This window comes from Blautia caccae (genome assembly GCF_040095955.1).
Taxonomy (GTDB): Bacteria; Bacillota; Clostridia; order Lachnospirales; family Lachnospiraceae; genus Blautia; species Blautia celeris.
Window position 1 is genome coordinate 82,476 of sequence record NZ_JBBMFP010000010.1, and the last position, 13,154, is coordinate 95,629.

The 13,154-nt window shown below is 50.8% G+C and carries 9 protein-coding genes; all 9 read right to left on the minus strand.

The window, feature by feature from the left end; translation table 11 throughout:
• Positions 1-194: 194 nt before the first annotated feature.
• The 9 genes from WMO65_RS12715 to bglX all read right to left on the minus strand — a co-directional run bounded on the left by WMO65_RS12715 (position 195) and on the right by bglX (position 13,139).
• Positions 195-1,211, minus strand: a complete 1,017-nt coding sequence (locus WMO65_RS12715) for a LacI family DNA-binding transcriptional regulator (RefSeq protein WP_148392848.1) — start codon at positions 1,209-1,211, stop codon at positions 195-197.
• A gap of 19 nt (positions 1,212-1,230) precedes the next feature.
• Positions 1,231-3,294 (minus strand): glycoside hydrolase family 31 protein, encoded by a 2,064-nt coding sequence (locus tag WMO65_RS12720; RefSeq protein WP_148392847.1) that lies wholly within the window; start codon positions 3,292-3,294, stop codon positions 1,231-1,233.
• Between the two features lie 283 nt (positions 3,295-3,577).
• Positions 3,578-4,657, minus strand: coding sequence for a hypothetical protein (locus WMO65_RS12725; protein WP_033139200.1), 1,080 nt, complete (start codon positions 4,655-4,657; stop codon positions 3,578-3,580).
• A gap of 83 nt (positions 4,658-4,740) precedes the next feature.
• Positions 4,741-5,721: a Gfo/Idh/MocA family protein gene (locus tag WMO65_RS12730; RefSeq protein ID WP_148392846.1), complete on the minus strand. Its 981-nt coding sequence runs from the start codon at positions 5,719-5,721 to the stop codon at positions 4,741-4,743.
• 37 nt (positions 5,722-5,758) lie between these two features.
• The gene (locus tag WMO65_RS12735; RefSeq protein ID WP_148392904.1) at positions 5,759-6,853 is read right to left on the minus strand and encodes an alcohol dehydrogenase; all 1,095 of its coding nucleotides are present in this window, start codon (positions 6,851-6,853) and stop codon (positions 5,759-5,761) included.
• A gap of 52 nt (positions 6,854-6,905) precedes the next feature.
• Entirely contained in the window at positions 6,906-8,819 is a 1,914-nt protein-coding gene (locus tag WMO65_RS12740) for an NAD(+) synthase (RefSeq protein ID WP_148392845.1), read from the minus strand.
• An 18-nt stretch (positions 8,820-8,837) separates the two neighbouring features.
• A complete protein-coding gene (hslO, locus tag WMO65_RS12745) occupies positions 8,838-9,722 on the minus strand; it encodes an Hsp33 family molecular chaperone HslO (protein ID WP_033139196.1) in 885 nt (294 codons plus the stop codon).
• A gap of 66 nt (positions 9,723-9,788) precedes the next feature.
• Positions 9,789-10,550, minus strand: coding sequence for a class I SAM-dependent DNA methyltransferase (locus WMO65_RS12750; RefSeq protein ID WP_033139195.1), 762 nt, complete (start codon positions 10,548-10,550; stop codon positions 9,789-9,791).
• Between the two features lie 381 nt (positions 10,551-10,931).
• Positions 10,932-13,139 carry a beta-glucosidase BglX gene (gene bglX / locus WMO65_RS12755; RefSeq protein ID WP_148392843.1) on the minus strand — a complete coding sequence of 736 codons (2,208 nt, stop codon included), beginning with the start codon at positions 13,137-13,139 and terminating at the stop codon, positions 10,932-10,934.
• Between the last annotated feature and the right edge of the window lie 15 nt (positions 13,140-13,154).

The following is a 13,154-nucleotide window of genomic DNA, read 5'->3' on the forward strand; positions in this document are numbered from 1 at the left end:
TACCGTATGGCGGCAGTATCTCTGCAGCCATACGGTATATTATTTGTAACGATTCAGCCAGCTGAATCGTTACGGGTATTCGCCCATTAAAAATCGCTTCGCGATGGGGCGAATACTTGCCGCCACTACTCTTTTGCACGGTCAGCGCAGTAAATGCGCAGACCTGACAGAACAGTTACTATTATTTTACTTTCTTACCCGTTGATCCTTTTTACAGAATCACGAATGACCATCTGTGTGGGAAGGACAACCAGTGTCTCCATGTCCTTGGGGTTTTCCTCCAACATTTTTACAAGCATATCAACCGCCACCAGTCCTTTTTCCTGGATATCCTGGCGCACAGTGGTGAGTGCCGGCCTTACCAGGGAGGCGTACTCCACGTCATCAAAGCCGGTGATGGATATGTCATCCGGAATCTTTCTCCCTCTGTCTTGAAAAGTATTGAGGAGCATTGCGGCATAATAATCCGAAGAACATATGATCGCCGTATAGGCAAAGGATTTCTCATACAGCTCATCCAGATTGTTCTTCTCTCCCCTGTTTCCGGGACATATTTTCAGAAAATTTTCCTCGCTGCCAAAAAGTCCGGCCTCATCCATGGCCTGGCAGTATCCCAGGAACCGCTGATGATCCAGGTTCACATTATTATCGGCAAGAAACGCGATTTTTTTATGACCGCATCCGATGACATATTTTGTCATCTCATAGGCGGCTTTCTTATCCTCCAGCCGGATATTGATGCAGCGCTCCAGATCATTTGTATCATAATCGTCAATGATCACAATCGGCTTTTTGTAACGTTCCTGCAGGTATGAGATTTCCCCTTCCACAAAACCGCAGGTCACCAGTCCATCCATATTCCATGACAGGATAAATTTCTGGACCTGCCGGACATCATTCAGTGCGTAGACCATCAGATTATAGCCTCTGCTTCTCACACGGTCCTCCACTGCACCCAGCAGCTCCCCAAAAAACTGGTCTTTAAACGGATTTTCCTTTCCATTGACCTTTACCACCATACCGATGATCTTAGAGCGGTTGCTTGCCAGGTTGCGGGCATTGATGTTGGGCATATAGTCATACTCATCCAGAACCTTCCGGATACGCTCCACATTGGCAGGTGATACCTCTTTTGTCTTGCCGTGGATAACATTTGACACCGTGGTGGTGCTCACATTCAGCATATTGGCTATCTCTTTTATTGTAATCATTCTTAAATCCCCAATCTGTTTACAGTATTTCAGCTTGAATCTCTTTCTTCCGGCAGCCTGTATACACACAGGTTCCTGCCTTGTCGATTTCAATCATACCATAATTCGCCGGGTTTTCAAAGTCTTTCCCTTTTCCGTCATCCTCATACCACTCGTAAACAGCCTTCTCTTTTACGAATGCCAGGGCTTTTACGGAATCCGTATCCACATCTTCCGTGGATTCTCCGCCTTCAGACAGCAGAAGAATCTTATCCGGGCGCACAAATACCAGCATCTCATACAGACCTGCTTTCACATAATGATGGCCTGCCGGCAGGATTTCCTTGTCAAAGTCCGTCAGGCTCCGGAAACGCAGAAGCGCCATCTCCTCCGGCAGATACACATATCTTCCCTCCGCGTTCTGACTGTACACAGGAGCTATCATAAGGCTGTCTCCCACAAGAAGCTGGTCCTCCACCTGGGGTGCAAATTCATCTTCCGTGTAAACAAAGGACAGCGGTGTAAAATACATCTCGCCGCGCAGGGCCGCCTTCATATATTCGCTGTAAATATAGGGCAGCATGCCGTAGCGCAGTCCCAGAATATCCCGGAACCGGTCCATATGGTCAAACTGATAGACCTCCTGCATTCTGGTTCCCAGTGCCGTGTGATTCCTCATAAGCGGTGAGAACATGGCAAGCTGGATCCAGCGCATTACCAGGTCTTCCGTGGTGTCAGAACCGAATCCTCCGATATCGGCGCCTGTGTAGAGAATCCCCACCATGTTAAGGCTCGGCATCATCTTCAGGTTGAGAAGCAGGTGCTGCCACCAGGACTTGTTATCTCCTGTCCAGATACCGCCGTAGCGGTGCATTCCCACGTAAGAGGAGCGGGAGAACATGAGTATCCTCTTGTCAGGGCACAGACGCTCAAAGGCTTCCCCTGCCGCTCTGGTCATATTATAGCCGAACAGGTTATGAACCTTGTCGTGGCGCATCTGTCCTGCATCCGTCTTGTGATAGAACTTTTTAAAATCCTCTGTATTATTTGCCAGACCGTCCACCAGACCGGTAAATTTCTGGAAGGTATCCAGGTCCAGGTTCTTTCCTTTCAGCTCTGCAATGGCGTCAATGGTGTCATCCATGCGGTCCTGGGCAAAGAAGATGCTGGGCTCGTTCATATCATTCCAGAAGCCTTCAATCCCCTTATCCAGCAAAAACTTATATTGGTTTCCAAACCACTCCCTGGCGTCTTTGTTCAGCACATCAGGAAAATGCACTTGTCCCGGCCACACACCGGCGATAAATTCTTTTCCGTCTTCGTCTTTGCAGAAATATCCCTTCTCCAAACCTTCCTCATAGACGGAATAGCCTTTTTCCACTTTCACACCGGCATCAATGATAGGCACCAGACGGATATTCTGCGCCTTCATATCCCTCACCAGACCTTCAAAATCCGGAAAACGCTCCTCGTCAATGGTGAAGTCCTTATACCGCTCCATGTAATCAATATCAAGGTAAATGCTGTCAAGAGGCAGATGATTCTTCCTGTGGCCCTCTGCCACCTCCCTGATGTCCGCCTCACATTTATAACCCCAGCGGCTCTGCTGGTATCCGAATGCCCATCTGGGCGGAATATAACTTCTGCCGATCAGACCCCTGAACTCCTTTACGATCTGCCGGATATCGCTGCCCTCCAGAATATAGACATCCGCATCCGGTTCCTCCAGTGTGATCACCAGCTCATCCATGTGGGTATAGCCCACGTCAAAGCTGATAATGCCCGGATAATCAAAAAAGACGCCAAAGGTCGTCTCACCGGCAATCACTAAAAAGTTGTGGGATGCGTACAGAGAATGCCTGTCCTCCAGATGGTTTGGCTCATCTGCACAGCAGCTTCGGTAAAGCCATCCCCGCTTGTTGATCCCTCTTACATTTTCCCCCAGTCCGTACACCAGGTCCTTTTCCCCAAGGCTGCAGGAAAATATAAGCCTGCCGTCCTGCTCTGCCTTTTGCAGATATGGCAGAGTCTGGGTCTCTGCCGCCATATCCTTTACAACCGCGTCCGTACAAAAAGGATTTCCGTATGTATATTTCCGTATCATGTCTGTTCCTCCTGGTTCTCCATATTTATTTTGACATCATAGCATATGCGTATTTTAGCCGCAATACCTTTTGCGCATAATTGATACAACGCACAATATATATCGAATGTATCATTGCATATTTCACTTGTTTATTTCTTTTTCTTCGTTTTTATGCACAAAACACATTTGATAAATTCAGTCAAAATAACATAATGAAAATCCCGGATTTTTTTATACAGCAAAAAGGGGAACGTACCCATATACGTTCCCCGCTGCCTGCTTTAAATCTCAGTTCCGGCACTCACTGTGTTTCATCTGTATTCTGTTCTGCAGATCCTGAATCCTCCTCTGTCCCTTTTTCCCTTTCCTCTTCTTCCATCTTCTCTCTGGCTTCCTTTGGTCTTAAATAATACTTATTAAACGGAACTTCCCCGTACTTTTCCAGAGCTTTCTCTTCCCCGTATTTTTCCACATACTCATCAATGGACATATCATCGTCAGAATCGGTATCCGCAGGGTCTGAATCCTGCCCGTTTTGTTCCGGCTGTTCCTGTTCTCCGCTGTTGGATTCCTGATTCTCAGAGTCCGGTGTTTCCGGTGTATCGGAAGGATTCTCCTGTTCCCCGGAAACTTCTCCCTGCTCCTCACCAGAAACAGCATTTTCGGGCACCGCTGCAGATATGACCTCCTTCACCGCATAGGGAAACAGTCCGCCGTAAGGGTTCTCCACAATGCGAAAGGAACTCACGGCTGACGGTGTATCGGAGGATGCCGGATATGGATAATGTGAACTCACATTTACGATCCAGCCCCCGTCTGTGCCTTCTTTATAGTCCTGTATGGAGACAGTCATTTCTACCTGGTCACCAAGCGCAAAGAGATATTCATTTTCCACGGATTCTATACCCATCTCCTGCTCTAAGTCCGCCGTAAGTTCAGGCAGTGTTTCAATACCTGCAAACAGTCCCTGGGCATATTCTTTTACCACTCCGGACGGGACACGTTTCATGGAGGAATCCTCTGTGTAATCCACTCCGTTATCGCCGACTCTGGCGTAATCTGTGATAATGCGGTTCAGGACTCCCCATACATATTTACTGTCAGAAGCGCTGTATTCAAGCGGCTCCCGGCTTTGTGCCTGAAAGCGTATCACGGAGTCAAAGATCGGCAGCATTTTCTCCAGCTTCCCGGTCTCTATGGCTGCCTTCTCCGCGGTATCCCCTTTTGCATCTGTTTTTTCTTCTTTTCCGGTTTCCTCCCGGGTCTCTGTTTTCTTGTCAGACTTGTCGTTCTCTTTTGAAGAACATCCCATAAGACCGGTGACTGCAAACAGAAGCACAGCCATGGATGCAGCAAGGACAATCCCTCTTTTTTTAATCATTCTTGTACTCCTCCCTTTTTCTACAAATGTAGTATCTATCTATATACTACATTTGCAGTAAGGAAAAGTCAACCGGTATTTTCTTATTTTTCCATTGGATAACGAAAGCCCCATTTCTCACGGACAGCATCCATCTGCTCCATAATGCGGATCGTTTCGCTGTGGGGCATATCCGGGCATTCGCACATCCCCTCTTCTATGGCCTTTTTGCAGGCCCTTACCTCGTATTCATAGCCGCTGATCTGTTTTGGCTGGTCATATCTGGCTGTCACTTCCCGTTTTTCATTATAGACTGTGATGGATTCGAAATTATTGATGTTTTCCACAACCAGAAAGCCCTTTGTCCCGTAAATGATTCCCTGTCTGTCGGAAAGGGCGCGGAGGGAACTGTTCAGCACCGACATCTTCCCATCCGGATAGCTAATGGTTATGCTGCTCTGTGCGTCCACTCCCGTGTCTGTCATAATGACGGAAGTGTCAATGGAGGAGATGTCATCCCCGAACGCAATAGATGCAAATGTCAGAGTGTAGACACCTACATCCAAAAGGGCGCCGCCTGCCAGTTCAGGCTTCATCATCCTGGGTACTGACTCCAGCAGATATCCCAGGTTAGCGGTCAGGGTATACGGTGTGCCGATGGCACCGGAGGCAAGTACCTCCTGCAGTGTCCTTGCCATGGGCATATATCTGACCCACATGGCCTCTGCCAGAAGCAGTCCCTTTTCTTTTGAGAGCGCAGTCATCTCTTCGGCCTCCCGGGCATTTACGGCAAATGCCTTCTCGCACAGGACGTTCCTGCCGTTTTCAAGCAGCATTTTCACATGGGAACAGTGTTCTGAGATTGGGGTTGCCACATAGACCAGGTCTACCTTCTCATCTGCTGCCATCTCTTCATATGTACTGAATGCCTTTTCAAATCCGTATTTTTCTGCAAACGCGTCTGCCTTCTCCTGACATCTGGATGCCACTGCATACAGCTCCACATCCTCCATACAGCGGAGTGTCTCCGCCATAGTGGCTGCAATATTTCCTGTGCTCAATACACCCACTCTTAATTTTTCCATATCGTTCTCCTTCTGCGGTCTTATTTTGTCCGCATTCTTATGGTTTTACCGCGTATTTTATCACGCCGTCCTTTTTTTGTTCAAATATCTCATATGCCTTCATAATATCTTCCAGACGGGTCCTGTGGGTGATCAGGCATCCTGTATCCAGCTTCTTTGCCGCCAGAAGCTCCATGATCTCCTCACAATAGCAGCCGTCCACTCCGCCTGTTTTAAAAGTCAGATTCCTGCCGTACATCTGCGGCAGGGGCAGAGTCTGATCTCTTTCATACATGGCAGCGATCACCACAACCGCGTTGGGCCTGGCTGTCTTCCAGGCCAGCTCAAAGGTATCCGTTCCGCCTGCGGCCTCAAATACCACATCTGCGCCTCTTCCGTGGCTCTCTGCAAGGACACGCTGCACAACAGTCTCCTGTACCTTCCCCGCAACATCGGCATAATCCTCTGCCCCATAGCGGCAGAGCTCTTCCGCGGGACATACCGTCACATCGGCAAGCCCCTGTCTTTTCGCCAGTTCCAGTCTGCTTTCATCTACGTCTATGGCGACGATCTTGGCAGGACTGTACAGCCGGGCACACATCATGGTACAGAGTCCGGTGGGGCCGGCTCCTATAACCACAACTGTATCTGCCGGCTTTACCTCACCCAGTCTGGCAGCCCAGTAGCCGGTGGAGAGTATATCCCCGGTAAAAAGAGCCTCCTCATCGGTCACATGGTCCGGTATCTTAGTCAGTCCATTGTCCGCACAGGGAATGCGGCAGTATTCCGCCTGTCCTCCGTCTATGCGGCATCCGAGAGCCCAGCCTCCGTTTTCATGCTCACAGTTGTTCACAAACCCGCGCCTGCAGAAAAAGCACTCCCCGCAGAAAGTCTCCACATTGACAGCCACTCTGTCTCCGGGCTTCACCTTCTTCACCGCGCTTCCTGTTTCCACCACCTGTCCGACAAACTCGTGCCCCAGGATGGTTCCCGGTACGGCTTTCGGCACTGCACCGTGTTTTATATGAATATCGCTGGAGCATATGGTGGTAAGTGTCACTTTCACAATAGCATCCCCCGGGTCCCGGATCACAGGGATATCACGCTCCTCCAGAGATACCGCGCCTTTCCCCTGATACACTACAGCACGCATTTTATTCGTCCGCAAATCCTGCGCCCCCTTTCTATCCTCTGGCCTTATCCGCTTATCCCAGAGTCTCCAACTCATCCATCCAGATCCTCACAGATGCGTCACTGGGCATCCGCAGATCTCCTCTGGGTGACACTGCCACGCTGCCCACTTTTGGACCGTCCGGCAGGCAGGAACGCTTAAACTGCTGGGAGAAAAATCTCCAGTAAAATTTCTTCAGCCATTTCAGTATCACTTCGTCATGATACATGCCCGCGAAGGCGATTCTGGCTATGCGGTAGATCTTAGCGGGACCGAACTGGAAACGCATCATATAATACAGGAAGAAATCGTGCAGCTCGTAGGGGCCCACCAAATCCTCTGTCTTCTGGGAAATAACACCGTCCGTGGGCGGAAGCAGCTCAGGGCTCACCGGTGTATCCAGCACATCCTCCAGAATGGCTGCCAGTTCCGGTTCCCCGCAGGTATCCGCGTAATAGCGCACCAGATGGCGGACGAGAGTCTTCGGCACAGAGCCGTTTACCCCGTACATGGACATATGGTCCCCGTTGTAAGTTGCCCATCCGAGAGCCAGCTCCGACAAATCCCCTGTTCCGATCACAAGGCCGCCGCAGCTGTTGGCAATGTCCATAATAACCTGGGTCCTCTCCCTGGCCTGTGCGTTTTCAAAGGTCACACTGTGGTCCTGATAGTCATGACCGATGTCCTCAAAATGCTGCAGCACTGCCTTTTTTATGTCAACCTCACGAAGCGTGGCTCCCAGCCTTCTTGTGAGTTCACAGGCATTGGTATATGTCCTGTCCGTGGTGCCGAAGCAGGGCATGGTCACCGCTGTGATCTGGCTTCTGGCAAGACCGCACAGATCAAAGGCTCTTGCAGTCACCAGAAGGGCAAGGGTGGAATCCAGACCGCCGGAAATGCCCAGAACTGCAGCTTTGCATCCTGTATGGTCCAGACGTTTTTTAAGACCCATGGCCTGCATGGTGAGGATCTCATCACATCTTCTCTCTCTGTCTTTTTTATCATCCGGCACAAAGGGGCTGGGGTCAAAGAAACGGGACAGGGCTGTCTGCTCCTGTTTCACATGGAAGGAAATCTGTGTATATTCCTCCTTGGATTCCGGCTGCCAGGTAGAGATCCTTCTTCTCTCGCTTTCCAGGCGCTCCACATCAATTTCACCGTAAATGGTCTCATTGGCAAAGCGTTTTGCCTCCCGCAGAATGGTTCCGTTCTCCGCGATCAGATTCTGTCCTCCGAATACCAGATCCTGGGTGGACTCCCCGTTGCCTGCGGTTGTATATACATATCCGCAGATGAGGCGGGCGGACTGTCCACCTACCAGTTCTCTTCGGTAGGCATCCTTTCCTGTGGTCTCGTCGCTGGCTGAGAGATTGACGATCAAAGTGGCTCCTGCCATGGCATGGAAAATACTGGGCGGATTCGGTGCCCACAAGTCTTCGCAGATTTCTGCTGCCACACAGAGTCCCGGTACTTCCGCACAGTGGAACAGCAGATTCTGTCCAAAGGGAACTTTCTCCCCCTGCCAGTCCACATATCCGTCAAATGCCTGGCCAGGAACAAAGTATCTGGCCTCGTAAAATTCACCGTAATTGGGCAGATGGTGCTTGGGGACAAATCCCAGTATCCTGCCCTGGTTCAGCACTGCCGCCGCATTGTAGAGCTTGCCTTTATGCCTCAGGGGAAGTCCGATGAAGATCAGACCGTCCACATCCTGAAGCTCTCTCTGGATTGTCTTCAGCTCCTCCTCTGCCCTGTGTAAAAGAGCTCCCTGCCAAAACAGGTCCTGGCAGGTATATCCTGTCAGACAAAGCTCCGGGAACACCAGGATCTTTGCCCCGTTCCCGGCCATTTCCCTGGCCTTCTCCACAATTTCCTGTCTGTTGTGTGCACAGTCTGCTACCAGTATATCCGGTGTTGCGGCCGCCACTTTGATAAAACCATCTCTCATATTGTACCTGACCTTTCTTTACCCTCTTTTGCAGCGTTTTAATATATTTTTCAGCTCTTCCACAGAGAATGTGTAATTTCTGTTGCAGAAGTGACAGTTCATCTCTATCTCTTTCCCCTCATCGATCATTTCCTGCAGCTCTTTTCTGCCTACGCTGATCAATGCTTTTTCCACCCGGTCTTTATCGCAGTTGCAGTAAAATTGTGTGGGAATCGTCTCATTAATCTCTATATCAAAGCCTTTCAGCAGGGTATTCAGCAGGGATTCCGGTGTATGGCCTTCCTCCAGCATGGTTGTGACGGAGGTTACATCCTTCAGATTTTCTTCCAGCTGACTGATGACCGATTCCTCTGTAAAGGGCATAAGCTGGATGATAAAGCCGCCGGCCTGTTTTACCGTGTTATCCTTTTCCATGAGGACACCAAGGCCTACGGATGAGGGAACCTGTTCGCTGGTAGCGAAATAATAGGTCAGATCCTCGGCGATCTCACTGGTCTGCAGCACGGTCTGGCCTACATACGGCTCCTTCAGACCCATATCTTTGATCACATTCATGAAGCCCACACCTACGGCTCCTGCCACGTCCAGCTTTCCCTTGTCATTTGCATGGAGGATGACATTTGGATTGCCCACATAGCCTTTCACATTGCCTTTGGAATCTGCGGTCACGGTGATGCCCTCCAGAGGACCTCCTGCCTTGACCTGCAGGGTCAGTAAATCTTTTTCGCCCTTCATCATGACGCCCATCATGCTTCCTGCGGTGAGGAGGCGTCCCAGGGCTGCTGTTGCCACCGGGCTTGTATTGTGCGCTGCTCGGGCGTGCTCTGTCAAATCTCTTGTGGTTGCAGCAAAAGCGCGGATCTGGCTGTTTGCTGCGGTTGCTCTTACTATATAGTCTGCCATGTTTTTTCTCCTTTTATTATAATAACTCAGGCGAATCTTTGCCGGTACTGCCTGTAGTAATCGCTTTTATTTTCCGTTTTCCTGTGCAAGGATGTAGACGCGCTCACTGTCTTCCTTTACCGGGTCATGGGTGAATGCGTCGTAAGCGGCGAGGAATTTCATGCCGGATGCCTCTATGAGCTGTCTGATCTCCTCCAGGGTGTAGGCTTTCTGGTAGTGGACTTCCTCGTATTTGCGGTAGAGGATCTCCCCGCCGTGTTCTTCCGGAATGAAGAGAGAGAGGTCGTATTCGTTGATGTTCTCCTCCTCGTCAAAATAGTTGTCCCAGATAAAACTGGCGTCCTCCCGGTCCTCCGCTATGGTCTGTTCGCCCAGTATCTCTCTGTATTTGTAGAAAGTGTTCAGGTCAAATATGAAAATGCCCTTAGGGTCCAGGTAGTTGTTGACCAGACGGAATACCTCCAGGAGGTCTTCCTTTTCTGTGATGTAGTTCATGCTGTCGCAGATGGAGACTACTGCCCGCACAGTGCCGTAGAGCTCGAATTCGCGCATGTCCTGCAGAAGGTAGAGGATGTCCTGGCCGTCCTCCGCTTTTTTCTCCATGGCGATCTCCAGCATATCCGGGGAGTTGTCAATGGCTATCATGTCGTAGCCGGAAGATGACAGGATCCTGGTGGCATTGCCGGTGCCGCAGCCTAATTCCAGGATCAGGCCGTCTTCTATGTTATATTCTTTCAAAAGCCCGGTGAGATATGCGCACCATTCTTCATAGGGGATGTTGTCCATGAAGAGGTCGTATACGCGGGCGAAGTTTTCGTAGGAACTCATGAGGGGCCTCCGTGGGGGTTTTTCTTTTTTATACTATCACGAAAAGGGGGGTGGTGCAAGAGGGACGGGGAATCCGGTGCGGCGTCGGCGAGGGAGGGCTGTATCCCGGGGGCGAAGCGTTCCGCTGTCCGGAAGCTAACCTGCTCCCAGTCACTAAATTCGTCGGCAATGGCCTCCTCATTAAGTGTCTGGGGCAGGTGGATCTTCCGAACGCTCCACTAAGACATCGCCCCCGGGATACAGCCCTCCCTCGCCGACGACGCACCGGATTCCCCTGGGTATTGGATGGCCGCAGGGTTGTGGAAAGGAAAAGAAAAAATCCCTCTCCTGCTTGTTATAGGGATAAGCGGGAGAGGGTTTGTATTTGTATTTAGTTTTTTGTTATGGTAAGAGGGTGAATTGGGTTTGGTTGGTGGTGGTGCTGTCGGTGCCTATGTAGAGGTCGAAGGTGCCGGGTTCGCTTTCCGGGAGGGAGTGTTGGGTGAGGAAGCGGAGGTCCTGGTCGGTGATGTGGAAGGTTACTTTTTGGGATTCACCGGGGTGGAGGTGGATCTTGCGGAAGTGTTTCAGCTCTTTGACAGGGCGGACGACGGTGGCGGCTCTGTCGTGGATGTAGAGCTGGATGACCTCGGTTCCGGAAAGGGGACCTTCGTTTTTAATGGTTACGGATGCCTGGATGGTTTCGGTTTTGGTCATTGCGGGCTTGTCCAGCTCTATGGGGGAGATGGAGAAGGTGGTGTAGCTCAGGCCGTAGCCGAAAGGATATAAGGGGGCATTGGGGATGTCCAGGTATTTGGAGCGGAAGCGGTCTTTGTCTGCTCCGGTATAGGGGCGGCCGGTGGAGTATTCGTTGTAATGGACCGGGACCTGGCCGACGCTGTAGGGGAAACTCATGGGGAGTTTGCCGCTGGGGTTAAAGGCGCCTGTGAGAACATCCATGACCGCGTGGGCACCTTCTGTGCCCGGCATCCATACCTGGAGGATGGCTTTTGCTTTACCGGAAAGTTCTCGGATGTCCAGGGGTCTTCCGGAGAAGAGGATGACGGCAATGTTCTGGTTGACCTCGTAAATTTTGTTGAAGAGGGTCTGCTGGATCTCGGGGATCTGTATGTTTGCATTGCTGGTGGCCTCGCCGGACTGGACGTAGTGCTCGCCTAAAGGCATGATGACCAGGTCTGCTTTTTTTGCGGCTTCTATGGCTTCTGCGAGCATTTTCTGCTGCTGCTCCGGGGAAATGGATTCCTCCGTCTGCTCTGTGAAGCCTTCCAGACGGATGTCATTTCCAAGGAGCGGACTGCCGGGATGGAAGGATACTTCTGTGCTGTCAAGGGATTCCAGGGCGGCTTCCCGGAGGGTCAGGGTGTCTTCCGGGCGGCCGATGAAGGACCAGGAGCCTGACATGCTGCGGTTATCTGTGTAGGGGCCTATGAATGCAATGTGCTTTCCTTTTTTCAGGGGAAGGACAGACTCGTTTTTCAGGAGGACGAAGGACTTGCAGGCGGCCTCTCTGGCAAGAGCTTTGTGTTCCTTACATAGGATGATTTCTTTTTCTTTGGACTCGTCTGCGTCTTTGTATGGGTTCTCAAAGAGGCCCAGTTTGTTTTTCAGCTCCAGAATGCGGAGAACTGCTTCATCCACCAGTTGTTCATCGAGGATGCCCTCCTCTATGAGCGCTGTCAGATGTTCGGAGTAGATGCCGGTCATCATATCAATGTCAACACCGGCTTCGGCGGCTCTGATGGCTGCTTCTTTTCTGTCTTCACAGTATCCGTGGTAGATGATCTCCTCGATAGCGGCCCAGTCGGATATGAGGACTCCGTCAAAACCCATCTCCTCTCTCAGGATATGACGCATGAGCCATTTATTGCCGGTTGCAGGGACTCCGTTTATGGTGTTGAAGGAGGTCATGACCAGGGCTGCACCTGCGTCAATGCCGGCTTTGTAGGAGGGAAGGTAAAATTCGCGCAGGGTATGTTCTGAAAGCTCCACAGTGTTATAGTCACGGCCTGCCGTGGGGGCGCCGTATCCCGCAAAATGTTTTACACAGGCAGCTATGTTGTAAGGCTCTTTCAGGTCCTCCCCCTGAAAGCCCCGGACCATGGCCTCGGAGAAGAGGCAGTTCAGATAGGTATCCTCCCCGGTGGATTCCATGACTCTGCCCCAGCGGGCATCACGGACCAGGTCCACCATAGGCGCAAATGTCACGTGAAGGCCGCTGACAGCAGCTTCTTTGGCTGCTGCGGCAGCTAACTTTTCAGACAGCTCCGGCTCAAAAGTGGCGCCCTGCCCCAGGGGAATGGGGAATATGGTGCGGAAGCCGTTGATGATGTCAAGCATAAAGAGCAGCGGAATCTTGTGAGGATGTTTTTCCATATAGTTTTTCTGGATCTCTTTTATTTTTGACGCGCCAAGGGCACCTAAAACAGAACCGGCCTGGGATATATTCTCCTCTGTGAAGCCGTTTTCCTTCATAGGGCCTGTGATAACTGTGTCGTCCATGTAAAAATTGCCGGCCACCTGGAGCATCTGGTTAACCTTTTCCTGCAGGGACATGTCTTTTAAAAGTTCTGTTAACTGTTGTTTTGTCATGATCTTTCCTCTCTG

Coding starts and splice junctions, on each gene's coding strand:
- WMO65_RS12750 (WP_033139195.1), bottom strand. CDS start 10,550: ATGAGTTCCTACGAAAACTTCGCCCGCGTATACGACCTCTTCATGGAC.
- WMO65_RS12740 (WP_148392845.1), bottom strand. CDS start 8,819: ATGAGAGATGGTTTTATCAAAGTGGCGGCCGCAACACCGGATATACTG.
- WMO65_RS12735 (WP_148392904.1), bottom strand. CDS start 6,853: ATGCGTGCTGTAGTGTATCAGGGGAAAGGCGCGGTATCTCTGGAGGAG.
- WMO65_RS12725 (WP_033139200.1), bottom strand. CDS start 4,657: ATGATTAAAAAAAGAGGGATTGTCCTTGCTGCATCCATGGCTGTGCTT.
- WMO65_RS12720 (WP_148392847.1), bottom strand. CDS start 3,294: ATGATACGGAAATATACATACGGAAATCCTTTTTGTACGGACGCGGTT.
- hslO (WP_033139196.1), bottom strand. CDS start 9,722: ATGGCAGACTATATAGTAAGAGCAACCGCAGCAAACAGCCAGATCCGC.
- bglX (WP_148392843.1), bottom strand. CDS start 13,139: ATGACAAAACAACAGTTAACAGAACTTTTAAAAGACATGTCCCTGCAG.
- WMO65_RS12730 (WP_148392846.1), bottom strand. CDS start 5,721: ATGGAAAAATTAAGAGTGGGTGTATTGAGCACAGGAAATATTGCAGCC.
- WMO65_RS12715 (WP_148392848.1), bottom strand. CDS start 1,211: ATGATTACAATAAAAGAGATAGCCAATATGCTGAATGTGAGCACCACC.